The sequence below is a fragment of the Pseudomonas sp. 25 R 14 genome (assembly GCF_900004755.1).
GTDB classification, from domain to species: Bacteria; Pseudomonadota; Gammaproteobacteria; order Pseudomonadales; family Pseudomonadaceae; genus Aquipseudomonas; species Aquipseudomonas brenneri.
This window is the reverse complement of record NZ_CVTS01000014.1, coordinates 1-22083: the sequence shown is the minus strand read 5'-3', so window position 1 is coordinate 22083 and position 22083 is coordinate 1. Positions and strand designations below refer to the sequence as shown.

Genomic DNA, 22083 nt, shown 5'->3' with positions numbered 1-22083 from the left:
GCCACCGCTGCCGCCGCGATCCAGCCCGGCCAGCCACTGTTGGACGCCAATGGCCAGCAGATCATGGACCCGGCCACCGGCCAACCGATGCTCGCGCCGTACCCGGCCGACAAGCGTTCGCAATCGACCAAGAACTTCGAACTGGACCGCTCCATCAGCCACACCAAGCAACAGCAAGGGCGCTTGAACCGCCTATCGGTGTCGGTGGTGGTGGATGACCAGGTCAAGATCAACGCCGCCAACGGCGAAACCACCCGTGCGCCGTGGACCGCCGATGAATTGGCGCGCTTCACCCGCCTGGTGCAGGACGCCGTGGGCTTCGATGCCAGCCGTGGCGACAGTGTCAGCGTGATCAACATGCCGTTCTCCCAGGAGCGCGGTGAGGTGATCGCCGATATTGCGTTCTACTCTCAACCCTGGTTCTGGGACATCGTCAAGCAAGTGCTGGGGGTGTTGTTCATCCTGGTGCTGGTGTTTGGCGTGCTGCGCCCTGTGCTCAACAACATCACCGGCCACGGCAAGAAGCAGTTGGCACCGTTCGGTGATGTCGAGTTGGGTGGCATGGGCGGCCTGGATGGCGAACTGGCCAACGACCGCGTCAGCCTTGGCGGCCCGCAGAGCATTCTGCTGCCAAGCCCGAGCGAAGGGTATGACGCGCAGTTGAATGCAATCAAAAGTCTGGTGGCAGAAGACCCGGGTCGTGTGGCCCAGGTCGTGAAAGAGTGGATCAACGCAGATGAGTGATAATCGAGCCTCTGTTGCCAAGCTGACCAAGGTCGACAAAGCCGCCGTGCTGTTGCTGTCCCTGGGTGAGACTGACGCGGCCCAAGTGCTGCGCCATATGGGCCCCAAGGAAGTGCAACGGGTTGGCGTGGCGATGGCGCAGATGCGCAACGTGCACCGCGAGCAGGTCGAGCAGGTGATGAGCGAGTTCGTCGAAATCGTCGGCGACCAGACCAGCCTGGGCGTCGGCTCCGACAGCTACATCCGCAAGATGCTCACCTCGGCCCTGGGCGAAGACAAGGCCAATGGCCTGATCGACCGTATCCTGCTGGGCGGCAACACCAGCGGCCTCGACAGCCTCAAGTGGATGGAGCCGCGCGCGGTGGCGGACGTGATCCGTTACGAGCACCCGCAGATCCAGGCGATTGTCGTGGCTTATCTGGACCCGGACCAGGCCGGCGAAGTGCTTGGCCATTTCGACCACAAGGTGCGCCTGGACATCATCCTGCGCGTCTCGTCGTTGAACACCGTGCAGCCAGCGGCCTTGAAAGAGTTGAACACGATCTTGGAGAAGCAGTTCTCCGGCAACTCCAACGCAGCACGCACCACCCTGGGCGGTATCAAGCGCGCGGCCGATATCATGAACTTCCTCGACAGCTCGGTCGAAGGCCAGTTGATGGACTCGATCCGCGAAATCGACGATACCTTGTCGGTGCAGATCGAAGACCTGATGTTCGTGTTCAACAACCTGTCCGATGTCGACGACCGTGGCATCCAGGCGTTGCTGCGCGAAGTCTCCTCCGATGTGCTGGTGCTGGCCCTCAAGGGCTCGGACGAGGGCGTCAAGGAAAAGATCTTCAAGAACATGTCCAAGCGCGCTTCCGAACTGTTGCGCGACGACCTCGAAGCCAAGGGCCCGGTGCGCGTCAGCGACGTGGAAACCGCACAGAAAGAAATCCTCACCATTGCCCGCCGTATGGCCGAAGCCGGAGAAATCGTTCTCGGCGGGAAGGGCGGCGAAGAAATGATCTAAGGCGCCGCGCATGTCGAACAAAGATGAGACGCCCAGCGATCTGATTCGCGCCCGGGACGTCGGCGGGTTCGACGTCTGGTCGCTGCCCAGCTTCGACCCGCACCGGCCCGAACCCGAGCCGGAACCCGTGGTAGAAACCCCGGTGGAAATGGAAGAAGTGCCGCTGGAGGAAGTCCAGCCACTGACCCTCGAAGAGCTCGAAAGCATCCGCCAGGAGGCTTACAACGAAGGCTTTGCCACGGGCGAGAAAGAGGGGTTCCACAGCACCACCCTCAAGGTTCGCCAGGAAGCTGACGCGGCCCTTGTTGTGAAGCTGGCCAGCCTCGAACGGCTGATGGGCAACCTGTTTGCGCCGATCGCCGAGCAGGACTCGCAGTTGGAAAAGGCCATGGTGGATCTGGTGCAGCACATCACCCGCCAGGTCATCCAACGTGAACTGGTGCTGGACTCCAGCCAGATCGAAAGCGTCATGCGCGAAGCCCTCAAGCTGTTGCCCCTGGGCGTCGGCAATGTGCGGTTGTACATCAACCCGCAGGATTTCGAGCAGGTCAAAGCCCTGCGCGAGCGCCACGAGGAAACCTGGCGCATCGTCGAGGATGCCGCGTTGCAGCCCGGTGGTTGCCGGGTCGAGACCGAGCACAGCCGCATCGATGCCACCGTCGAAACCCGCATCACGCAGATCATGGCCAAGTTGTTCGACCAGCTCCATGAACAGGCGCTGCACCCGGCGGCGCCGGACCTGAATATTGACTTGGACACGCCGGATGCGCCTTGACCGCACCAGCTTTGCCAAGCGCCTGGGCGGTTATATCGAAGCCACCGAGTTGCCCGGCCAGCCGATCCTCGAAGGTCGCCTGCTGCGCATGGTCGGCCTGACCCTGGAAGCCGAAGGCCTGCGCGCGGCCATGGGCAGCCGCTGCCTGGTGATCAACGACGACAGCTACCACCCGGTGCAGGTGGAAGCCGAAGTCATGGGCTTTTCCGGCAGCAAGATCTTCCTGATGCCCGTGGGCAGCCTCGCCGGTATTGCGCCGGGCGCACGCGTGGTGCCGCTGGCTGACACCGGGCGCCTGCCGATGGGCATGAGCATGCTCGGCCGCGTGCTGGATGGCGCCGGCCGTGCGCTGGACGGCAAGGGCGGGATGAAGGCCGAAGACTGGGTGCCGATGGACGGCCCGACCATCAACCCGCTCAAGCGCAACCCGATCAGCCAGCCGCTGGACGTGGGTATTCGTTGCATCAACGGTTTATTGACGGTCGGTCGCGGCCAGCGCCTGGGCCTGTTCGCCGGTACCGGCGTGGGCAAGAGTGTGCTGCTGGGCATGATGACGCGCTTTACCGAGGCCGACATCATCGTGGTCGGCCTGATCGGTGAGCGGGGCCGTGAGGTGAAGGAATTCATCGAGCACATCCTGGGTGAAGAAGGCCTCAAGCGTTCCGTGGTGGTGGCGTCGCCGGCGGACGATGCGCCATTGATGCGCCTGCGTGCCGCCATGTACTGCACGCGGATTGCCGAATATTTCCGCGACAAGGGCAAGAATGTCCTGTTGCTGATGGACTCCCTCACGCGTTTCGCCCAGGCCCAGCGGGAAATCGCCCTGGCCATTGGCGAGCCGCCCGCGACCAAAGGCTATCCGCCATCGGTCTTCGCCAAGCTGCCCAAGCTGGTGGAGCGCGCCGGCAATGCCGAGGCCGGTGGTGGCTCGATCACGGCGTTCTACACCGTGCTGTCCGAAGGCGATGACCAGCAGGACCCGATTGCCGACTCGGCGCGGGGCGTGCTTGACGGGCACATCGTGCTGTCCCGGCGCCTGGCCGAGGAAGGGCATTACCCGGCCATCGATATCGAAGCGTCCATCAGCCGGGTCATGCCGTCGGTGGTCAGCGCCGAGCACATGGTCCGCGCCCAACAGTTCAAGCAGTTGTGGTCGCGTTACCAGCAGAGCCGTGATCTGATCAGCGTCGGCGCCTATGTCGCCGGTGGCGACCGCGAGACCGACCTGGCGATTGCCCTGCAACCGCAACTGGTGACCTACCTGCGCCAGGGGCTGAACGACAACATCAGCATGGCCGAAAGCGAAGCGCACCTGGCGTCGGTGTTTGCACCAGCGCCTGGCGGTTAACCCCTGATGGCCAGCAGTCGCGCCGCGCGTCTTGCTCCGGTGGTGGAGATGGCCGAAAGCGCCGAACGCACCGCCGCCCAGCGCCTGGGGCATTTCCAGGGCCAGGTGCGCCTGGCCGAGAGCAAACTGGGCGACCTGGAGCGCTTTCGCGGCGAATACCAGCAGCAGTGGATCGATCGCGGCAGCAAGGGCGTTTCCGGGCAGTGGCTGATGAACTACCAGCACTTTCTCAACCAACTGGAAAGCGCCGTCGGCCAGCAGCGCCAAAGCCTGGCCTGGCACCAGAACAACCTCGACAAGGCCCGCGAAGGCTGGCAACAGGCCTACGCCCGGGTCGAAGGCCTGCGCAAGCTGGTGCAGCGTTACATCGACGAAGCGCGCGCTCTGGAAGACAAGCGCGAACAGAAGCTGCTCGATGAACTGTCCCAGCGCCTGCCGCGCCAGGATCAATACTAACTACCCGCGCCCGCCCCTGTAGGAGCGAGCTTGCTCGCGAAAAACTGGCGGGCACAGCGGGGCGTCAAGTTTCCCGCGTCATCGTTGACGACCTTCGCGAGCAAGCTCGCTCCTACAGGGGCGGGCGTGAGCAGTTCCGCCAAGGCAAGGTTGCCCACTCTGTGATCACCTGCTACACCTTGTTGCACATGCCCACGACAAGGAAGCAGTCGTATGTCGGTTGAATCAGAAGTATCCCTGGATGGGACGAAGTTGACGATCGCAGTCAAAGGCCGGTTCGATTTCGGCAGTCACCAGGCTTTTCGCGATTCCTACGAGCGGTTCTATAAGGTCCCTGATATCTATGTGGTGGACTTGAAGGAGGCCACCTACCTCGACAGCTCGGCCCTGGGCATGCTGTTGTTGCTGCGTGATCATGCCGGAAGCGATGACGCCGATGTGCGGGTGATCAACAGCAGCTCCGATGTGCGCAAGATCCTCGCCATCTCCAATTTCGACAAGTTGTTTGATATCTCTTGAGCCTGCTGACGGTCCTGATCGCCGAAGACAGCGCTGCCGATCTGTTGTTGCTATCGACCATTGTGCGGCGCCAGGGCCATCGGGTGCTCACCGCGACTAACGGTCAGCAAGCGCTGGAGGTGTTCGCCCGCGAACGCCCGCAGTTGGTATTGATGGATGCCTTGATGCCGGTGATGGACGGCTTTGAAGCCGCCCGGCAGATCAAGCAGCTGGCGGGCGAGACGCTGGTGCCGATCATCTTCCTGACGTCCCTGAGTGGCAGCCAGGCCCTGGCCCGTTGCCTGGATGCCGGTGGCGATGACTTCCTGGCCAAGCCCTACAACCCGATCATTCTCGCGGCGAAGATCAACGCCATGGACCGCCTGCGCCGGCTGCAGGCCACGGTGTTGCAGCAGCGCGACCAGATCGCCCGCCATCATGAGTACCTGCTGCATGAACAGCGGGTGGCCAAGGCGGTGTTCGATAAGGTCGCCCATTCCGGCTGCCTGAACGCCGCGCGTAATATCCGTTACCTGCAATCGCCTTATGCGCTGTTCAACGGCGACTTGTTGCTGGCGGCCTACACGCCGTCGGGCGACATGCATGTGCTGCTCGGTGACTTCACCGGCCATGGCTTGCCAGCAGCCGTTGGCGCAATGCCGCTGGCCGAGGTGTTCTACGGCATGACCGCCAAGGGGTACGGCCTGGCGCAGACCCTGCGGGAGATGAACGCCAAGCTCAAGCGCATCCTGCCGGTGGACATGTTCTGTTGTGCGACGCTGTTGTGTCTCAGCGCCCAGCGTCGGGTGGTGGAGGTGTGGAACGGCGGGATGCCCGACGGCTACGTCCATGAAGTGGCCACGGGCAGGCGCACGCCGCTGGTGTCGCGGCATCTGCCCTTGGGTGTGCTGGCGCCCGAGGTTTTTGACGACTGCACGCAAGTCTGGCCGATGGCCCTGGGCGATCGGGTGTTCCTGTTGTCCGATGGGGTGATTGATACGGCGGATGCCAATGAGCAATTGTTTGGCGTGGAGCGTTTGCTCCAGGTGTTTGCCGCCAACCGTGAGCCTGAGCGCCTGTTTGAGGACATCGAACAAGCCCTTGCCGGCTTTCGCGGCGAGGTGCGTGATGATGTCAGCCTGGTGGAAATCAGCCTGCTGCCTGAGCAGGCTCTGCATGCGTCGGCTATTCAGTACACCGACAGCGGCCAATCCTGCCCGCTGGACTGGTCGGTGAGTTTCGAGTTTCGTGCCGAGACACTCAAGCGTTACAACCCGTTACCGTATTTGCTGCAATTGCTCCTGGAAATCCACGGCCTGCGCGGCCAGAGTGGGGCGTTGTACAGCGTGATGGCCGAGCTGTATTCCAACGCCCTGGAGCATGGGGTGCTGGGCCTGGATTCACGGCTCAAGCGCGATGTGCAGGGTTTTGCCGACTATTATCGCCAGCGCAATGAGCGCCTGGCCTTGTTGAGTAACGGCTATATCCGTGTGCATATCGATGTCTTGCCGACAGGTGCAGGCGGTTGCCTGAGCCTGCGGATCGAAGACAGTGGCGCGGGTTTTGATGTGGAAACAGTCCTGGCGCGGCCGCTGGATATCGACCGTCTGTCCGGGCGCGGGCTGAACCTGGTCCGGCAACTGAGCAGCCATGTACGCTGGTCCGATGGCGGGCGCAGTGTGTGCGTGGAGTTTTGCTGGGAGGCTCTGGCATAATCCGCCGATTCTTGATCAAGGAGCGAACAAGTGACGCAGATACATATGGACCCTGAAGTGTTGATGGGTTTGCAGGAAGTCATGGAAGGCGAATACCCCCATTTGCTCGACACCTTCCTCGATGACTCGCAAAAGCGCGTCGAAGCGTTGCGCCAGGCGCGAGATGATGCCAAGGCGCTTGGGCAGATTGCCCATAGTTTCAAAGGCAGCAGCGGCAACCTGGGGGCCGTGCGTCTGGCGCGGTTGTGCCAGCGCCTGGAGGCCGAGTCGGCCAAGGCGCAGGTCGCCGACCTGGGCAAGCTGGTGGACCAGATCGATCATGAGTTCGCCCTGGTCAAGCCGATGTATGAGTCGGAGCGCCAGCGCTTCTAGGGTTCAATGGGCCGGTTGGCAAAGCTGGCCCGACTTTTGCTCTATCTCTGCTGACTGCGCCCTCGACCCTGCGCAGCGGAGACCAGACCTATGCCTCTCGCCCCTAACTCGCTCCTGCAGGCCGCCCCCGCGGTCAAGCCTCAGGCTTCCTCCGTCAATGCCCAGGCAGTGGCCGTGGACGCGCGGGCCAAAGCGCCAGGCTTTGCCCAGGTGTTCGCCAAGGAGTCCAGCGTTGCGCCTGCCAAGGCCACCGATATGGCGCCCAAGCCAAGCCGTGACAAGCCGGCGGATGTCAGTGCCAAGAAAGAGGTGGGCAACGACAAGCCTGCCGCTGGCACCCCAGCGGTTGCCGATAGCGGCAAGACCTTGCCTGCCAGCCCGCAGGTCAAGGACGACAAGACGGCCAGCCGCGATGACGAGACAAGCACCGGCAAGGATCCGGCATTGGCTGTACAGCCGGTGGCCGATCCGGTGGTTGACCCGGCGCTGATCGCGGCGGTCACGCCGGCTCCGGTTGCTGTCCCGGCCGCCGTGGTGGATGACGCCGTGGCGCCGTTGCTCGTGACCACCGCGCCGGTCACCGAAGAGGTTGCGCCAACCTTCGACCCCGAGGCCGATCCATTGGATGCATTGCCGGCCGTGCGCCTGGCGATGGAGCAGGGCGGGCATGTCTCCGCCAGCAGCCAGGCAGCGCAAAAAGCCGCGCCGACCCAGGCTGAGCCTACCGCCGCGCAGAACTTCACTAACGGCCTGGCGGCGATGGTCGATCAGCAAGCGGCCAAGGACAGTACCGACCAGGGGGGCGAGAAGGCTTTCAGCGGCCTGATCGAAGAGGGCCTCAAGGATTTGAAGGGCGCGAGCAGCGACACCCGCGTCGATGACTTTGCCAATCGCCTGGCCGCCCTGACCCAGGCCGCCACGCCCAAGACCGCCAACGCCTTGCCGCTCAATAACCAGCCGCTGGCCATGCATCAGAGTGGCTGGACCGAGGAAGTGGTGAACCGGGTCATGTACCTGTCCAGCATCAACCTCAAGTCCGCCGATATCCAATTACAGCCTGCCGAGTTGGGCCGCCTGGATATCCGCGTGAACATGACCGCTGACCAGCAGGCCCAGGTCAACTTCATGAGCGGCCACGCCGCCGTGCGCGAGGCCCTGGAAAGCCAGTCCGGGCGCCTGCGGGAAATGTTCGCCCAGCAGGGCATGGGCCAGGTTGACGTGAATGTCTCCGACCAGTCCCGTGGCTGGCAGGGCCAGGGTCAGGAGCAACAGCAGAACCAGGCGCGGGGAGTCAGCGGCAGCGGTGGGCACAACGATGGGCATGACACCGGCCTTGCCGGCGAAGCCACCGAAGTGGCGGCGCCGATAGCCCAATCCGTCATCGGCTCCAGCGCCGTGGACTACTACGCCTGAAACCTGACCTCTGTGGGAGCTGGCTTGCCTGCGATAGCGGTGGGTCAGCAATATAGCTCGTGCCTGACACACCGCTATCGCAGGCAAGCCAGCTCCCACACTGGTTTTGTAGCGTTGCTGAAATCCGTGACAACTCTGGCATAACACTTGCTCTTGCCTTCCCGTGGATCTATGAAACCCCGAATAGTGACGGATTATTGGCATGGCGAAGAGTGACGACGCAGCAACAGCACCTGCAGGCAAGAGCAAGCTCAAGATGATCCTGTTGATCGTCGTAGCCTTGTTATTGGCCATCGGCGTGTCGGTGGGCGCTACCTGGTACTTCATGCACAGCGCCCAGAGCAAGCCTGCACCTGCGGCCGAGACCGCGACCAACGTCAAGCAACCGGCAATCTTCGAGCAGATGCTTCCGGCCTTTGTCGCCAACTACAACCAGAACGGTCGGCAACGCTACCTGCAGGTGAGCATTTCCCTGCTGGCGCGCAACCAGGCGGACCTGGATGCCCTCAAGGTGCATATGCCGGTGATCCGCAACAACCTGGTGATGCTGTTCTCCGGGCAGAGTTTCGACAGCCTGGCCACCCCGGTGGGCCAGGAAATGCTGCGCCAGAAGGTCACTGCCAGCGTGCAGGAAGTGGCCCAGAAAGAACTGGGCAAAGTCGTGGTCGAGCAGGCGCTCTTCACTAATTTCGTATTGCAGTAGGATCACGACATGGCCGTGCAAGACCTGCTGTCCCAGGATGAAATCGACGCCCTGTTACATGGCGTCGACGATGGTCTGGTACAGACCGAAATGGCTGCCGAGCCCGGCAGCGTCAAAAGTTATGACCTGACCAGCCAGGATCGCATCGTCCGTGGACGCATGCCGACCCTGGAAATGATCAACGAGCGTTTCGCCCGCTACACCCGGATCAGCATGTTCAACATGCTGCGCCGTTCGGCAGACGTAGCGGTGGGCGGCGTGCAGGTGATGAAGTTCGGTGAATACGTGCACTCGCTGTACGTGCCCACCAGCCTCAACCTGGTCAAGATCAAGCCGCTGCGCGGTACCGCGCTGTTCATCCTCGACGCCAAGCTGGTGTTCAAGCTGGTGGACAACTTCTTCGGTGGTGACGGCCGTCACGCCAAGATCGAAGGCCGCGAATTCACCCCCACCGAATTGCGCGTAGTGCGCATGGTGCTGGAGCAGGCCTTCGTCGACTTGAAAGAAGCCTGGCAGGCGATCATGGAAGTCAATTTCGAGTACATCAACTCGGAAGTGAACCCGGCCATGGCCAACATCGTCGGGCCCAGCGAAGCCATTGTGGTCTCCACTTTCCATATCGAACTCGATGGCGGGGGCGGCGACCTGCACGTGACCATGCCGTACTCGATGATCGAACCGGTGCGCGAGATGCTCGATGCGGGCTTCCAGTCCGACCTCGACGACCAGGACGAACGCTGGGTCAAGGCCCTGCGCGAAGACCTGCTGGATGTCGATGTGCCGCTGAGCGCCACCGTGGCGCGTCGCCAGTTGCGCCTGCGGGACATTTTGCATATGCAGCCGGGGGATGTGATCCCTGTCGAGTTGCCAGACGAATTGATCATGCGCGCCAACGGCGTGCCGTCGTTCAAGGTCAAGCTCGGTTCCCACAAAGGCAACCTGGCGTTGCAAGTGGTCGAGCCGATCAACCGTCGCTGATTCCCCTCTAACTCCTGTTTTTTGCTGCGCCGAGGACATGTAATGGCTACCGAACACGAAAATACTTCCGCCGAAGACCAGGCCCTGGCCGATGAATGGGCCGCTGCCCTGGAAGAAACCGGCGATGTAGGCCAGGACGATATCGACGCTTTGCTGGCGGCCGATGCTGCCACTGCACCGGTGGGCAACCGCTTGCCCATGGAAGAGTTCGGCAGCGTGCCGAAGAACCATGAGCCGGTATCGCTCGATGGTCCGAACCTGGACGTGATCCTCGATATCCCGGTATCGATCTCCATGGAAGTGGGCAGCACTGAAATCAACATCCGCAACCTGCTGCAACTCAACCAGGGTTCGGTGATCGAGCTTGACCGCCTGGCCGGCGAGCCGCTGGATGTGTTGGTCAACGGCACGCTGATCGCCCATGGCGAAGTGGTGGTGGTCAACGAAAAGTTCGGCATCCGCCTGACTGACGTGATCAGCCCCAGCGAACGCATCAAGAAGCTGCGCTGAGATGAGTCGCTGGGTGGTGGGACTGTTGTGGGCGCTGCCACTGGGCGCATTCGCGGCTGAGCCGGTGGCCTTGGCCGCTGCGCCGGCCGTCGGTGGCAATGTGGCCGGGCAACTGACTCAGTTGGTGCTCGGCCTGCTGCTGGTGGTGGGGTTGATCTTCGTCCTCGCCTGGCTGTTGCGCCGGGTGCAGCGGATCGGCCCGGGCAATGCCCAGGTCATCGAGCTGGTGGGTTCGCGGGCCTTGGGCGCACGGGATCGCCTGGTGCTGGTGCAGGTGGGCGAAGAGCAGATCCTGCTCGGCCTGACGCCTGGTCGTATTACCCCGCTGCACGTGCTCAAGCATCCGGTGAGCGTGGCCCAGACCGAGGCCGCCACCCCGGAGTTCGCCCAGCGCCTGATGGAGCTGATGGGCAAGGACCAGAAGGATAAGAAGTAATGCGCGTTCTATTGGCGCTCATGCTGTTACTGGCCGCGCCCCTGGCGTTCGGCGCCGACCCGTTGTCGATCCCGGCGATCACCCTGGGCACCAACGCGGCCGGGGCCCAGGAATATTCGGTCAGCCTGCAGATCCTGCTGATCATGACGGCGCTGAGTTTTATCCCGGCGTTCGTCATGCTCATGACCAGCTTCACTCGCATCATCATTGTGTTCTCGATTCTGCGTCAGGCCCTGGGTTTGCAGCAGACGCCGTCGAACCAGATCCTCACCGGCATGGCCCTGTTCCTGACGTTGTTCATCATGGCGCCGGTGTTTGACAAGGTGAACCAGCAAGCCCTGCAACCCTACCTGGCCGAGAAGCTCACAGCCCAGGACGCGGTGGACAAGGCCCAAGGCCCGATCAAGGACTTCATGCTATCGCAGACCCGCTCCAGCGATCTGGAGCTGTTTGTACGCCTGTCCAAGCGTACCGATATTGCCAGCCCCGACCAGGCGCCGTTGACCATCCTGGTGCCGGCGTTCGTGACCTCGGAGCTCAAGACTGCATTCCAGATCGGCTTCATGATCTTCATCCCGTTCCTGATCATCGACCTGGTGGTGGCCAGTGTGCTGATGGCCATGGGTATGATGATGCTGTCGCCGCTGATCATTTCGTTGCCGTTCAAGATCATGCTGTTTGTGCTGGTGGATGGTTGGGCGCTGATTATCGGCACCCTCGCCGGCAGTTTCGGAGGGGTATAGCGCCATGACTCCGGAAGTCGCCGTCGACCTGTTTCGCGAAGCACTGTGGCTGACCACCCTGATGGTCGCGGTGCTGGTGGTGCCCAGCCTGTTGGTGGGTTTGCTGGTGGCGATGTTCCAGGCTGCCACGCAGATCAACGAACAGACCTTGAGCTTCCTCCCGCGTTTGTTGGTGATGCTGGTCACGCTGATCGTTGCCGGGCCCTGGCTGGTGCAGACCTTCATGGAATACATCCTGCAGCTGTACGGCAGTATTCCGCAGTTGATCGGCTGACCTGATGCAGTCCTTGCTGGCATTGACCGACACCCAGATCAGCACGTGGGTGGCCGCGTTCATCCTGCCGCTGTTTCGCGTGGGCGCGATGCTGATGACCATGCCGGTGATCGGCACGACCCTGGTGCCCAAGCGTGTGCGCCTGTTCTTCACCGTGGCGATCACTGTGGTCATTGTGCCGACATTGCCGGCGATGCCACCGGTCAATGCCCTGGACCTCAGTGCATTGCTGCTGATTGCCGAACAAATCCTGATTGGCGCCTTGATGGGCTTCTCCTTGACCCTGTTCTTCCAGGCGTTTGTGATTGCCGGGCAAATCGTCTCGATCCAGATGGGCATGGGCTTCGCGTCCATGGTCGACCCCACCAACGGCGTGTCGGTGGCGGTGATCGGGCAATTTCTGACCATGCTGGTGACCCTGCTGTTTTTGGCCATGAACGGCCATCTGGTGGCCTTCGAAATCCTCACCGAGAGCTTCACCACCTTGCCGGTAGGCGAGGGCTTGATCGTCAACCACTTCTGGGAAGTGGTCGGGCGCCTCAGTTGGGTGCTGGGCGCGTCATTGTTGCTGGTGTTGCCGGCGATCACTGCGCTGCTGGTGGTCAACATTGCCTTCGGCGTGATGACCCGTGCCGCGCCGCAGTTGAACATCTTTGCTATTGGTTTCCCGCTGACCCTGGTGTTGGGCCTGGGGATTTTCTGGATCGGCCTGGCCGACATTCTCAATCAGTATCAACCGCTGGCCAGTGATGCCCTGCAGTTCTTACGTGATCTGGCACGGGCGCGCTGAGCCATGGCCGAGAGCGAGAGTGGTCAGGACAAAACAGAAGACCCCACGGAGAAACGGAAAAAGGACTCCAGGGAAAAGGGCGAGATTGCCCGTTCCAAAGAGCTCAACACCCTGGCGGTGATGCTCGCCGGGGCCGGCGGCCTGTTGATCTACGGCGGCGGCCTGGCCCAGGACCTGATGGAGATCATGAAGCACAGCTTTTCCCTGCCCCGGGAAGTGCTGCTTGACCCGCGCGCCATGGGCATCTACCTGCTGCACTCGGGGAAGATAGCGATCCTGGCCTCGCAACCGGTGCTGATCACCTTGCTGCTGGCAGCGCTGATTGGGCCGATTTCCCTCGGTGGCTGGTTGTTCGCGGCCGGCAGCCTGGCGCCCAAGTTCAGCCGCATGAACCCGGCGGCCGGGATCAAGCGCATGTTCTCGGCCAAGGCCGTGGTGGAGCTGCTCAAGGCATTGGCGAAGTTCTTCATCATCTTGTTTGTGGCGTTGGTGGTGCTCAAGTCGGATATCGACGACTTGTTGCGCATCGCCCATGAACCGCTGGAGCTGGCAATCATTCATAGCGTGCAACTGGTGGGGTGGAGTGCGTTGTGGATGGCCTGCGGGCTGATCCTGATTGCGGCGGTGGATGCGCCGATCCAGCTGTGGGAAAGCCACAAGAAGCTGCTGATGACCAAGCAAGAAGTGCGTGACGAGCACAAGGATCAGGAAGGCAAGCCGGAAGTGAAGCAGCGTATCCGTCAGCTGCAACGCGAGATGTCCCAGCGCAAGATGATGGCTTCGGTACCGGATGCCGATGTGGTCATTACCAACCCGACCCACTATGCCGTGGCGCTCAAGTACGACGCCGAGAAGGGCGGCGCACCGATGTTGCTGGCCAAGGGCAGCGACTTTACCGCCTTGAAAATCCGCGAAATCGCCCAGGCCAACGACATTTTGCTGCTGGAGTCGCCGGCGCTGGCGCGTTCGATCTTCTACTCCACCGACCTTGAACAAGAGATCCCGGCCGGGCTGTACCTGGCGGTGGCGCAGGTGTTGGCCTATGTCTATCAGATTCGCCAATACCGTGCGGGCAAGGGCAAGCGGCCGGATCCGCTCAAGGATTTGCCGATTCCGCCGGATTTGCAGCGCGATTCCTGAGTTTTGATGTGCTTGTTCGGACGCCATCGCGGGCAAGCCCGGCTCCCACAGTTGATCTCGGTCAAATGTGGGAGCCGGGCTTGCCCGCGATGGCGTCCGAACAGGTAGCAAGCGCCAATGCCTGGCAACTAGCATCGCTTGCCTCTCATGTCTACCTGTCAACTCTGACAGTAGCCACCGCCTCTGCTTCGCGGTTTGATGGCGCGCGGATGTTCAAGCAAGGTTCGGGAGAAGGGCAATGGCAACGGGCACTGTGAAGTGGTTCAACGACTCAAAAGGCTTCGGGTTCATCACGCAGGACGGTGGGGGAGAGGATCTGTTTGTGCACTTCTCGACTATTCAAAGCGGCGGATTCAAGTCCCTGGCGGAGGGTCAGAAGGTGCAGTACGAAGTCGTCGAGGGTCCAAAAGGCAAGCAGGCAGCAAACGTCCAGCCACTCTAGCGGCTAACAATAATCCTCCCCCGGTATGCCTCAAGCAAAAGTTGGAAGGCTTCTTGCACAAGCCCCTCCAAGTCGCCTCCTGGCGTCAAAGTTTTGCTTCAAGGCAACGAGGAATACCGGTGGTGGATCGCTCTCAAATGCTCAACAACGCCCGTGGCACCCTGACGGACCTCTCGCGAGGCAACCTGGGTGTGCCGTTGTTGCTGTTGGTCATGCTGGCAATGATGATGTTGCCGATGCCGCCGTTCCTGTTGGACGTGTTCTTCACCTTCAACATTGCCCTGTCCATCGTGGTGCTGCTGGTGTGTGTATACGCGCTGCGGCCTTTGGATTTTGCGGTCTTTCCCACCATTTTGCTGGTTGCCACGCTGCTGCGCCTGGCCCTTAACGTGGCCTCTACGCGGGTGGTGATGCTCCACGGCCAGGACGGTCACGCCGCCGCCGGCAAGGTGATCCAGGCTTTTGGTGAGGTGGTGATCGGCGGCAACTACGTGGTCGGTATCGTGGTGTTCGCGATCCTGATGATCATCAACTTCGTGGTGGTGACCAAGGGCGCCGGGCGGATTTCCGAGGTGAGCGCACGGTTTACCCTCGACGCCATGCCTGGCAAGCAAATGGCGATCGACGCCGACCTCAACGCCGGCCTGATCGACCAGAACCAGGCCAAGGCCCGTCGTTCCGAAGTGGCCCAGGAGGCCGAGTTCTACGGTTCGATGGACGGTGCCAGCAAATTCGTGCGTGGCGACGCCATCGCCGGCCTGCTGATCCTGTTTATCAACCTGATCGGCGGCATGGCGGTGGGGATCTTCCAGCACGGCATGACCTTCGGCGATGCGGGCAAGGTGTACGCCTTGCTGACCATTGGTGACGGTTTAGTGGCGCAATTGCCATCACTGTTGTTATCCACAGCTGCGGCGATCATGGTGACCCGTGCGTCCGGCTCCGAAGACATGGGCAAGCAGATCAACCGCCAGATGTTTTCCTCGCCCAAGGCCCTGGCCGTGGCGGCCGGCATCATGGCGATCATGGGCATTGTGCCGGGCATGCCGCACTTCTCGTTCCTGAGCATGGCTGCCCTGGCCGGCGGCGGTGCGTACCTGTTCTGGAAGAAGCAGAACACGGTCAAGGTCCAGGCCTTGAAAGAGGTGGAACGCCAGCAGGACTTACTGCCGTCGCCGGCCCGCGCCCAGGAAACCAAGGAGTTGGGCTGGGATGACGTGACCCCGATCGACATGATCGGCCTGGAAGTCGGCTATCGCCTGATCCCGCTGGTCGACCGCAACCAGGGCGGCCAGTTGCTGGCGCGGATCAAGGGTGTGCGCAAGAAATTGTCCCAGGACCTGGGCTTCTTGATGCCCACCGTACACATTCGCGACAACCTCGACCTGGCCCCCAGTGCCTACCGTCTGACGCTGATGGGCGTGACCCTGGCCGAAGCCGAGATCTACCCGGACCGCGAGTTGGCGATCAACCCGGGCCAGGTGTTTGGCACCCTGAGCGGCATCACCGCCAAAGATCCGGCTTTTGGCCTGGACGCGGTGTGGATCGAAGTCAGCCAGCGTAGCCAGGCGCAGTCCCTGGGTTACACCGTGGTGGATGCCAGCACGGTGGTCGCCACGCACCTCAACCAGATTCTGTACAAGCACTCCCACGAGTTGATTGGCCACGAAGAAGTCCAGCAACTCATGCAATTGCTGGCCAAGGCCTCGCCAAAGCTGGCCGAAGAGCTGGTGCCGGGCATCCTGTCGTTGTCGCAGTTGCTCAAGGTGTTGCAGGCACTGTTGGCCGAGCAGGTGCCGGTACGCGACATTCGCAGCATTGCCGAGGCCGTCGCCAACAATGCCGCCAAGAGTCAAGATACTGCCGCTCTGGTGGCTGCGGTGCGCGTCGGTTTGTCGCGTGCCATCGTCCAAAGCATTGTCGGGCTTGACTCCGAGCTGCCTGTCATCACCTTGGAACCAAGGTTGGAACAAATATTGCTCAATAGTATCCAGAAGGCAGGACAAGGCCAGGAAGAGGGCGTCCTGCTGGAGCCAAGCATGGCTGAAAAGCTGCAGCGTTCGTTGATCGACGCCGCACAGCGCCAGGAGATGCAGGGCCAACCGGTGATCCTGCTGGTGGCCGGCCCCGTCCGGGCGATGTTGTCGCGGTTTGGACGCCTGGCAGTACCGAATTTGCACGTATTGGCTTATCAGGAAATTCCTGACAACAAGCAAGTGACTATCGTCGCGACAGTAGGGCCCAACGGCTGAGGTAGTGGGTTATGCAAGTAAAGCGTTTTTTCGCCGCCGATATGCGTCAGGCCATGAAGCTGGTTCGTGATGAACTGGGCGCCGACGCGGCTATTATCGGTAACCGTCGCATTGCCGGCGGTGTCGAGCTGACGGCTGCCCTGGATTACAAACCCCAGGCCTTGGCGCCGCGCGTGCCGAACATGGAACTCGAAGACGAGTTGCGCAAGACCGCCTCGCGCATTGTCTCGGCCCAGGCCGAACTGAGCATGCGTGGCGACAGCGATGCGACCACCAACCGCCAATTGTTTGCCGGCCTGCCGCTGACTGCGGCCGAGCCATTGGTTGAGCCGACCTTCGTCGAGCCGCCGCGTCCTGCTGCGCCGGCGCCGGCTGCGGCGGTCGACCAGCGCGTGTTCGACTCGATGCGTTTTGAACTCAATGGCCTGCGCGAACTGTTGGAAGTGCAGTTGGGCTCGCTGGCCTGGAACCAGTTGCAAGGCAGCAAGCCGCAACAGGCCAACCTCTGGCGTCGCCTGCAGCGCATCGGCCTGTCCGGCCCGTTGTCGCGCGACCTGCTGGAGCTGACCACCGGTATCGAAGAACCTCGCCAGGCCTGGCGCATGCTGCTGGCCCACTTGGCGCGGATGATCCAGACCCCGGAAATCGAACCCCTTGAAGAAGGTGGCGTGATTGCCATGGTCGGCCCTGCCGGCATGGGCAAGACCACCACCCTGGCCAAATTGGCCGCCCGTTATGTACTCAAGTACGGCGCGCACAATATTGCGCTGGTGAGCATGGACAGCTACCGCATCGGTGCCCAGGAGCAGCTCAAGACCCTGGGCCGGATCCTCAATGTGCCGGTGACCCATGTCGACCCGGGCCAGTCCCTGGCCAACGCCCTCGACCCGCTGCTGCGCAAACGCGTGGTGCTGATCGACACCGCGGGCCTGCAAGCCAGCGACCCGGCGTTGCGTATGCAGCTGGAAAGCCTGGCCGGACGCGGGATCAAGTCGAAAAATTACCTGGTACTTGCAACAACCAGCCAAAAACAGGTTCTGACTGCTGCGTACCACAGCTACAAGCGTTGCGGGTTGGCCGGTTGCATCCTGACTAAGCTGGATGAAACCGCAAGCCTGGGCGAAGTGTTGAGCCTTGCCATCAGCCATGAATTACCGGTCGCCTACCTGACCGACGGGCCGCGGATCCCGGATGATTTGCATCTGCCGCGCCGTCATCAACTGGTCAGCCGTGCAGTCAGTGTGCAAATGCAGGACGAACCCAGTGAAGAGGCGATGGCGGACATGTTCGCCGACCTCTATCACAACCCAGCCAAGCGGGTCGGCTGAAGGCAACATGAAACACAGTGCAATGTACCTACATCGATGGTCTGCTACCGCGGCCACCCTATGTAGCCTGCGGCTAAGCAAGACAAGGTAAAGAAAGAACATGGGCAGCATGCATCCCGTACAGGTGATCGCGGTGACCGGCGGCAAAGGTGGCGTCGGGAAAACTAACGTGTCAGTGAATTTGTCCCTGGCCCTGGCAGAGCTTGGCCGCCGTGTCATGCTGCTGGATGCCGACCTGGGACTGGCGAACGTTGACGTTCTGCTGGGACTGACCCCCAAACATACCCTGGCCGATGTCATTGAGGGCCGCTGTGAACTGCGCGATGTGCTGTTGCAGGGGCCAGGGGGGATTCGCATCGTCCCGGCCGCCTCCGGCACCCAGAGCATGGTGCATCTGAGCCCGGCGCAGCATGCCGGCCTGATCCAGGCCTTCAGTGATATCGGCGACAACCTCGACGTGCTGGTGATCGATACCGCCGCCGGGATCGGCGAGTCCGTGGTCAGCTTCGTGCGCGCCGCGCAGGAAGTGTTGCTGGTGGTCTGCGACGAACCCACCTCGATCACCGACGCCTACGCCCTGATCAAGCTGCTCAACCGCGACTACGGCATGAACCGCTTCCGCGTGCTGGCCAACATGGCCCAGAGCCCACAGGAAGGGCGCAACCTGTTCGCCAAGTTGACCAAGGTCACGGATCGCTTCCTCGATGTCGCCTTACAATACGTCGGCGCAGTTCCCTATGACGAGTGTGTGCGCAAGGCTGTGCAAAAGCAGCGTGCAGTCTATGAAGCGTTCCCTCGTTCGAAATGCGCGTTGGCGTTCAAGGCAATTGCTCAGAAGGTCGATACCTGGCCACTGCCCGCCAATCCTCGGGGGCATCTGGAGTTTTTCGTCGAGCGATTGGTGCATCAGACGAGTGCAGGACCGGTGCTATGACAGCCAGCGGCTACAACCTTTACAAAAAATCAGCGCGTGACAGCCAGGGCGAATTGATCGAGCGCTATGCGCCTCTGGTCAAGCGCATTGCCTACCACCTGCTGGCACGCCTGCCCGCCAGTGTCCAGGTCGAAGACCTGATCCAGGCGGGGATGATCGGCCTGCTCGAAGTGTCGACCAAGTACGACGCGAGCAAGGGTGCGAGTTTCGAGACGTATGCGGGTATCCGTATCCGTGGTGCGATGCTCGATGAAGTGCGTAAAGGTGATTGGGCGCCGCGTTCGGTTCACCGCAATACCCGGATGGTGAGTGACGCAATTCGCTCAATTGAAGCAAAAACCGGCCGCGACGCTAAAGATCACGAAGTTGCGGCCGAACTCCAATTGAGTCTCGACGATTACTACGGGATTTTGAACGATACCTTGGGCAGCCGCCTGTTCAGTTTCGACGACCTGCTACAGGACGGCGAACATGAAGGGCTGCACGAGGACGGCGCGAGCGCTCACCAGGAGCCTTCACGCGACCTGGAAGATGAACGCTTCCAGGGCGCCCTGGCAGAGGCGATTGCCAATCTGCCGGAACGTGAGCGACTGGTGTTGGCGCTGTACTACGACGAAGAGCTGAACCTCAAGGAAATCGGTGAGGTCCTGGGGGTCAGCGAATCGCGGGTCAGTCAGCTCCATAGCCAATGCGCGGCCCGCTTGCGGGGGCGTTTGGGAGAGTGGCGAGCGCGCTGACAGGCAGTGTGGGGACAGTGCGAGCGATAACCGCCAGGGCGCAAGCCGGGCGGGAGCGACCTGTGGTGTGCCCTAGCAGTCCTTTTTGTGTAATGCCTGTTGAATGATATGGCGCGCCCAGGTGCTGGACGCGTTTAAGACTGCTTGGAGGTCGAATTGGACAAGAACATGAAAATCCTCATCGTTGATGACTTCTCAACGATGCGGCGGATCATAAAAAACCTGTTGCGTGACCTTGGGTTCACTAACACGGTCGAGGCGGATGACGGCATTACGGCGATTCCGATCCTCAACAGCGGGAGCATCGACTTTCTGGTAACCGACTGGAACATGCCTGGCATGACCGGTATCGATCTGCTGCGCCATGTGCGCGCCGATGAAAAACTGCGCAATCTTCCGGTGTTGATGGTGACCGCCGAAGCCAAGCGTGAACAGATCATCGAAGCCGCCCAGGCCGGGGTCAACGGCTACGTGGTCAAGCCATTCACTGCATTGGCCTTGAAAGAGAAGATTGAAAAAATCTTCGAACGCATCGGTCATTGATGCTGCCACGGGGGAGCTATGGAGCATAAAGAATCATCGCAGGCCGACTTTGAATCGACCCTGAAAAAACATGCTCACCAACTCGTCGAAAGCCTGGAAAAAGGCCAGTTCGGCGACGCAGTGCAGTTGATCCATGAGCTCAACCAGACCCGCGACCGCGGCCTGTACCAGGAAGTGGGCAAGCTCACCCGTGAGTTGCACAGTGCGATCGTCAATTTCCAGATCGACCCGCACATGCCCCAGGCCGAGGAAATCTCGCAGATCACTGATGCCACCGAACGCCTGTCCTATGTGGTCAGGCTGACTGAGGCGGCAGCCAATCGCACCATGGACCTGGTGGAAAACGCCACGCCTTTGGTGAACGGCATGGCCAATGAGGCCAAGGCGTTGAGCGCTGACTGGGGGCGTTTCATGCGCCGCGAAGTGGGCGCAGAAGAATTTCGTGAGCTGGCGCGTCGGGTCGAGGGCTTCCTGTCACGCAGCGAGCAGGACAACCGCACGGTTTCCAGCAACCTCAATGACATTCTGCTGGCCCAGGATTACCAGGACCTCACCGGTCAGGTGATCAAGCGCGTGACCCTGTTGGTCACTGAAGTGGAAAGCAACTTGCTCAAACTGGTGCTGATGGCTGGCCAGGTCGACCGTTTTGCCGGCATTGAACATGACCGCGAAGCGATCCTCTCGGAAAAAGATCCACAAAAACACCTCGCCAAGGGTGAAGGTCCGCAGATTCATGCCGATAAACGTGAAGACGTTATGTCAGGTCAAGATGACGTAGACGATTTGCTGTCCAGTTTAGGCTTTTAGGTCCTGATAACGGCAAATGACGGTCGCGCCGCGCCCCGCAAGGCGCAAGACTAGGCATGAGGAGAGAAGTTTGGTTTTTCCAAATGAACGACGAATAACGACGGATTGCGCCTTGCGGGGCGCGGCCCTCCGGGTTGGAGCTGTGAGCGCGCCATGCTGCGTTGCGGAACTTGACAAGGAAACAACCCTTGCCTGCGTTCCGCGCCTTGCCTGGCCCGCTCACAGCTCCAACGCGATCCGCCATTTGCCGTTATCAGGACCTAAAGGAGCACGTATATGAGCTTCGGCGCCGATGAAGAAATCCTTCAGGATTTCCTTGTAGAGGCCGGCGAAATTCTAGAGCAGTTGTCCGAGCAACTGGTCGAGCTGGAAAGCCGACCGGATGATGCGAACCTGCTCAATGCAATTTTTCGCGGTTTTCACACTGTAAAAGGGGGCGCCGGCTTCCTCCAGCTCCATGAGCTGGTGGAGTGCTGCCACATCGCCGAAAACGTGTTCGACATCCTGCGCAAGGGTGAGCGGCACGTTGATTCGGAACTGATGGACGTGATCCTTGAAGCCCTGGACGCGGTCAACGGCATGTTCAATGAAGTGCGCGAACGCGCACCGATTACCGCCGCCACCCCGGAACTGCTGGCCGCCCTGGCGCGCCTGGCAGAGCCTGCTGCCCTGAATGCCGCCCCGGTGGTTGAAGCCGCGCCTGAACCGGTGGCCGAGCCTGACGTTACCGACAGCGAATTCGAACAACTGCTGGACTCCCTCAATGCCGTCAAGGCGCAGGCAGAAGCACCGGCAGCGGCTGCGCCAGCCATGGTGCCGACCAGCGAAGACATTACCGATGCCGAGTTCGAGTCGTTGCTCGATCAGTTGCACGGCAAGGGCCAGTTTGCCCCGGACGCTGTGGCGGCAACGCCGGCGGCTGTGGAGCCTGCCCAGCCGGTCAGCACCGACATCACCGATGACGAATTTGAAGCACTGCTGGATCAGTTGCATGGCAAGGGCTCGTTTGCTGCCGATGCATTGCCGGCAGTTGCAGCGGCGGCTGCACCGGTCGCTGCCCCGCCTGCTGCTGTTGCCCCTGCTGCGGATGGCCTGATTACCGATCACGAATTCGAATCCCTGCTCGACGAGCT

At 61.4% G+C, this 22083-nt stretch carries 25 protein-coding genes and 1 pseudogene; 25 read left to right on the top strand and 1 reads right to left on the bottom strand.

All coding sequences use genetic code 11. The features are described from left to right. The 5 genes from BFQ03_RS02530 to fliJ all read left to right on the top strand — a co-directional run. The coding region (locus BFQ03_RS02530) for a flagellar M-ring protein FliF C-terminal domain-containing protein (protein WP_275656687.1) at positions 1-744 on the top strand (744 nt) is incomplete at its 5' end. After that, on the top strand, positions 737-1756 hold the full coding sequence (gene fliG / locus BFQ03_RS02525) for a flagellar motor switch protein FliG (protein ID WP_032859035.1): 1020 nt from the start codon (positions 737-739) through the stop codon (positions 1754-1756). The genes BFQ03_RS02530 and fliG, both read left to right, overlap by 8 nt. 10 nt (positions 1757-1766) lie before the next feature. Continuing rightward, positions 1767-2531, top strand: a complete 765-nt coding sequence (gene fliH / locus BFQ03_RS02520) for a flagellar assembly protein FliH (RefSeq protein WP_065942413.1) — start codon at positions 1767-1769, stop codon at positions 2529-2531. Next, positions 2521-3879: a flagellar protein export ATPase FliI gene (gene fliI / locus BFQ03_RS02515; protein ID WP_032859039.1), complete on the top strand. Its 1359-nt coding sequence runs from the start codon at positions 2521-2523 to the stop codon at positions 3877-3879. The genes fliH and fliI overlap by 11 nt, the downstream gene beginning before the upstream one ends. A gap of 6 nt (positions 3880-3885) precedes the next feature. After that, on the top strand, positions 3886-4335 hold the full coding sequence (gene fliJ / locus BFQ03_RS02510) for a flagellar export protein FliJ (protein ID WP_029292520.1): 450 nt from the start codon (positions 3886-3888) through the stop codon (positions 4333-4335). A gap of 17 nt (positions 4336-4352) precedes the next feature. Here fliJ and BFQ03_RS30475 read toward each other — a convergent pair. After that, positions 4353-4469 (bottom strand): annotated as a pseudogene (locus BFQ03_RS30475) (outer membrane lipoprotein carrier protein LolA); the annotation flags it as partial. Between the two features lie 79 nt (positions 4470-4548). Between BFQ03_RS30475 and BFQ03_RS02505 the strand changes: the two are divergent. From BFQ03_RS02505 to BFQ03_RS02410, 20 genes are all read left to right on the top strand, one after another. Then, complete coding sequence (locus BFQ03_RS02505) at positions 4549-4854, top strand: STAS domain-containing protein (RefSeq protein ID WP_032859041.1); 306 nt, start codon at positions 4549-4551, stop codon at positions 4852-4854. After that, positions 4851-6548, top strand: coding sequence for an ATP-binding SpoIIE family protein phosphatase (locus BFQ03_RS02500; protein WP_065942412.1), 1698 nt, complete (start codon positions 4851-4853; stop codon positions 6546-6548). The genes BFQ03_RS02505 and BFQ03_RS02500 overlap by 4 nt, the downstream gene beginning before the upstream one ends. A 30-nt stretch (positions 6549-6578) precedes the next feature. After that, the gene (locus tag BFQ03_RS02495; protein WP_032859044.1) at positions 6579-6920 is read left to right on the top strand and encodes an Hpt domain-containing protein; all 342 of its coding nucleotides are present in this window, start codon (positions 6579-6581) and stop codon (positions 6918-6920) included. A gap of 90 nt (positions 6921-7010) precedes the next feature. Next, positions 7011-8333: a flagellar hook-length control protein FliK gene (locus BFQ03_RS02490; RefSeq protein ID WP_032859046.1), complete on the top strand. Its 1323-nt coding sequence runs from the start codon at positions 7011-7013 to the stop codon at positions 8331-8333. 202 nt (positions 8334-8535) lie between these two features. Next, positions 8536-9036: a flagellar basal body-associated protein FliL gene (gene fliL, locus BFQ03_RS02485; protein WP_032859047.1), complete on the top strand. Its 501-nt coding sequence runs from the start codon at positions 8536-8538 to the stop codon at positions 9034-9036. Between the two features lie 9 nt (positions 9037-9045). Next, the gene (fliM, locus tag BFQ03_RS02480) at positions 9046-10014 is read left to right on the top strand and encodes a flagellar motor switch protein FliM (RefSeq protein WP_032859049.1); all 969 of its coding nucleotides are present in this window, start codon (positions 9046-9048) and stop codon (positions 10012-10014) included. Positions 10015-10056: 42 nt separating this feature from the next. Continuing rightward, positions 10057-10524, top strand: a complete 468-nt coding sequence (gene fliN, locus BFQ03_RS02475; protein WP_032859051.1) for a flagellar motor switch protein FliN — start codon at positions 10057-10059, stop codon at positions 10522-10524. 1 nt (position 10525) lies between these two features. Beyond that, positions 10526-10960, top strand: coding sequence for a flagellar biosynthetic protein FliO (gene fliO / locus BFQ03_RS02470; RefSeq protein ID WP_065942411.1), 435 nt, complete (start codon positions 10526-10528; stop codon positions 10958-10960). Beyond that, complete coding sequence (fliP, locus tag BFQ03_RS02465; protein ID WP_032859054.1) at positions 10960-11703, top strand: flagellar type III secretion system pore protein FliP; 744 nt, start codon at positions 10960-10962, stop codon at positions 11701-11703. Before fliO ends, fliP begins: the two co-directional genes overlap by 1 nt. 4 nt (positions 11704-11707) lie before the next feature. Beyond that, positions 11708-11977, top strand: coding sequence for a flagellar biosynthesis protein FliQ (fliQ, locus tag BFQ03_RS02460; protein WP_003192936.1), 270 nt, complete (start codon positions 11708-11710; stop codon positions 11975-11977). A 4-nt stretch (positions 11978-11981) separates the two neighbouring features. After that, positions 11982-12767 carry a flagellar biosynthetic protein FliR gene (fliR, locus tag BFQ03_RS02455; RefSeq protein WP_032859057.1) on the top strand — a complete coding sequence of 262 codons (786 nt, stop codon included), beginning with the start codon at positions 11982-11984 and terminating at the stop codon, positions 12765-12767. 3 nt (positions 12768-12770) lie between these two features. Next, positions 12771-13907, top strand: a complete 1137-nt coding sequence (flhB, locus tag BFQ03_RS02450; RefSeq protein WP_032859059.1) for a flagellar biosynthesis protein FlhB — start codon at positions 12771-12773, stop codon at positions 13905-13907. Between the two features lie 238 nt (positions 13908-14145). Beyond that, entirely contained in the window at positions 14146-14349 is a 204-nt protein-coding gene (locus BFQ03_RS02445) for a cold-shock protein (protein WP_032859645.1), read from the top strand. Positions 14350-14471: 122 nt separating this feature from the next. After that, positions 14472-16601 (top strand): flagellar biosynthesis protein FlhA, encoded by a 2130-nt coding sequence (flhA, locus tag BFQ03_RS02440; protein WP_032859647.1) that lies wholly within the window; start codon positions 14472-14474, stop codon positions 16599-16601. An 11-nt stretch (positions 16602-16612) separates the two neighbouring features. Next, entirely contained in the window at positions 16613-17929 is a 1317-nt protein-coding gene (gene flhF / locus BFQ03_RS02435) for a flagellar biosynthesis GTPase FlhF (RefSeq protein ID WP_029292553.1), read from the top strand. 100 nt (positions 17930-18029) lie between these two features. Continuing rightward, positions 18030-18863 carry a flagellar synthesis regulator FleN gene (gene fleN / locus BFQ03_RS02430; RefSeq protein WP_003192912.1) on the top strand — a complete coding sequence of 278 codons (834 nt, stop codon included), beginning with the start codon at positions 18030-18032 and terminating at the stop codon, positions 18861-18863. Further along, positions 18860-19600, top strand: a complete 741-nt coding sequence (gene fliA / locus BFQ03_RS02425) for an RNA polymerase sigma factor FliA (RefSeq protein WP_029292560.1) — start codon at positions 18860-18862, stop codon at positions 19598-19600. The genes fleN and fliA overlap by 4 nt, the downstream gene beginning before the upstream one ends. 168 nt (positions 19601-19768) lie before the next feature. Continuing rightward, on the top strand, positions 19769-20143 hold the full coding sequence (locus BFQ03_RS02420; protein WP_162237637.1) for a chemotaxis response regulator CheY: 375 nt from the start codon (positions 19769-19771) through the stop codon (positions 20141-20143). A gap of 18 nt (positions 20144-20161) precedes the next feature. Next, on the top strand, positions 20162-20950 hold the full coding sequence (locus BFQ03_RS02415; protein ID WP_032859063.1) for a protein phosphatase CheZ: 789 nt from the start codon (positions 20162-20164) through the stop codon (positions 20948-20950). A 276-nt stretch (positions 20951-21226) separates the two neighbouring features. After that, positions 21227-22083 (top strand): Hpt domain-containing protein (locus tag BFQ03_RS02410; protein WP_175403871.1); only part of this gene is annotated, 857 nt, incomplete at its 3' end.

Bases quoted from the DNA above. Each gene is read 5' to 3' on its own strand.
- fliG (WP_032859035.1), top strand. From the start codon at position 737: ATGAGTGATAATCGAGCCTCTGTTGCCAAGCTGACCAAGGTCGACAAA.
- fliH (WP_065942413.1), top strand. From the start codon at position 1,767: ATGTCGAACAAAGATGAGACGCCCAGCGATCTGATTCGCGCCCGGGAC.
- fliI (WP_032859039.1), top strand. From the start codon at position 2,521: ATGCGCCTTGACCGCACCAGCTTTGCCAAGCGCCTGGGCGGTTATATC.
- fliJ (WP_029292520.1), top strand. From the start codon at position 3,886: ATGGCCAGCAGTCGCGCCGCGCGTCTTGCTCCGGTGGTGGAGATGGCC.
- BFQ03_RS02505 (WP_032859041.1), top strand. From the start codon at position 4,549: ATGTCGGTTGAATCAGAAGTATCCCTGGATGGGACGAAGTTGACGATC.
- BFQ03_RS02490 (WP_032859046.1), top strand. From the start codon at position 7,011: ATGCCTCTCGCCCCTAACTCGCTCCTGCAGGCCGCCCCCGCGGTCAAG.
- fliL (WP_032859047.1), top strand. From the start codon at position 8,536: ATGGCGAAGAGTGACGACGCAGCAACAGCACCTGCAGGCAAGAGCAAG.
- fliM (WP_032859049.1), top strand. From the start codon at position 9,046: ATGGCCGTGCAAGACCTGCTGTCCCAGGATGAAATCGACGCCCTGTTA.
- fliN (WP_032859051.1), top strand. From the start codon at position 10,057: ATGGCTACCGAACACGAAAATACTTCCGCCGAAGACCAGGCCCTGGCC.
- fliO (WP_065942411.1), top strand. From the start codon at position 10,526: ATGAGTCGCTGGGTGGTGGGACTGTTGTGGGCGCTGCCACTGGGCGCA.
- fliP (WP_032859054.1), top strand. From the start codon at position 10,960: ATGCGCGTTCTATTGGCGCTCATGCTGTTACTGGCCGCGCCCCTGGCG.
- fliQ (WP_003192936.1), top strand. From the start codon at position 11,708: ATGACTCCGGAAGTCGCCGTCGACCTGTTTCGCGAAGCACTGTGGCTG.
- fliR (WP_032859057.1), top strand. From the start codon at position 11,982: ATGCAGTCCTTGCTGGCATTGACCGACACCCAGATCAGCACGTGGGTG.
- flhB (WP_032859059.1), top strand. From the start codon at position 12,771: ATGGCCGAGAGCGAGAGTGGTCAGGACAAAACAGAAGACCCCACGGAG.
- BFQ03_RS02445 (WP_032859645.1), top strand. From the start codon at position 14,146: ATGGCAACGGGCACTGTGAAGTGGTTCAACGACTCAAAAGGCTTCGGG.
- flhF (WP_029292553.1), top strand. From the start codon at position 16,613: ATGCAAGTAAAGCGTTTTTTCGCCGCCGATATGCGTCAGGCCATGAAG.
- fleN (WP_003192912.1), top strand. From the start codon at position 18,030: ATGGGCAGCATGCATCCCGTACAGGTGATCGCGGTGACCGGCGGCAAA.
- fliA (WP_029292560.1), top strand. From the start codon at position 18,860: ATGACAGCCAGCGGCTACAACCTTTACAAAAAATCAGCGCGTGACAGC.
- BFQ03_RS02420 (WP_162237637.1), top strand. From the start codon at position 19,769: ATGAAAATCCTCATCGTTGATGACTTCTCAACGATGCGGCGGATCATA.
- BFQ03_RS02415 (WP_032859063.1), top strand. From the start codon at position 20,162: ATGGAGCATAAAGAATCATCGCAGGCCGACTTTGAATCGACCCTGAAA.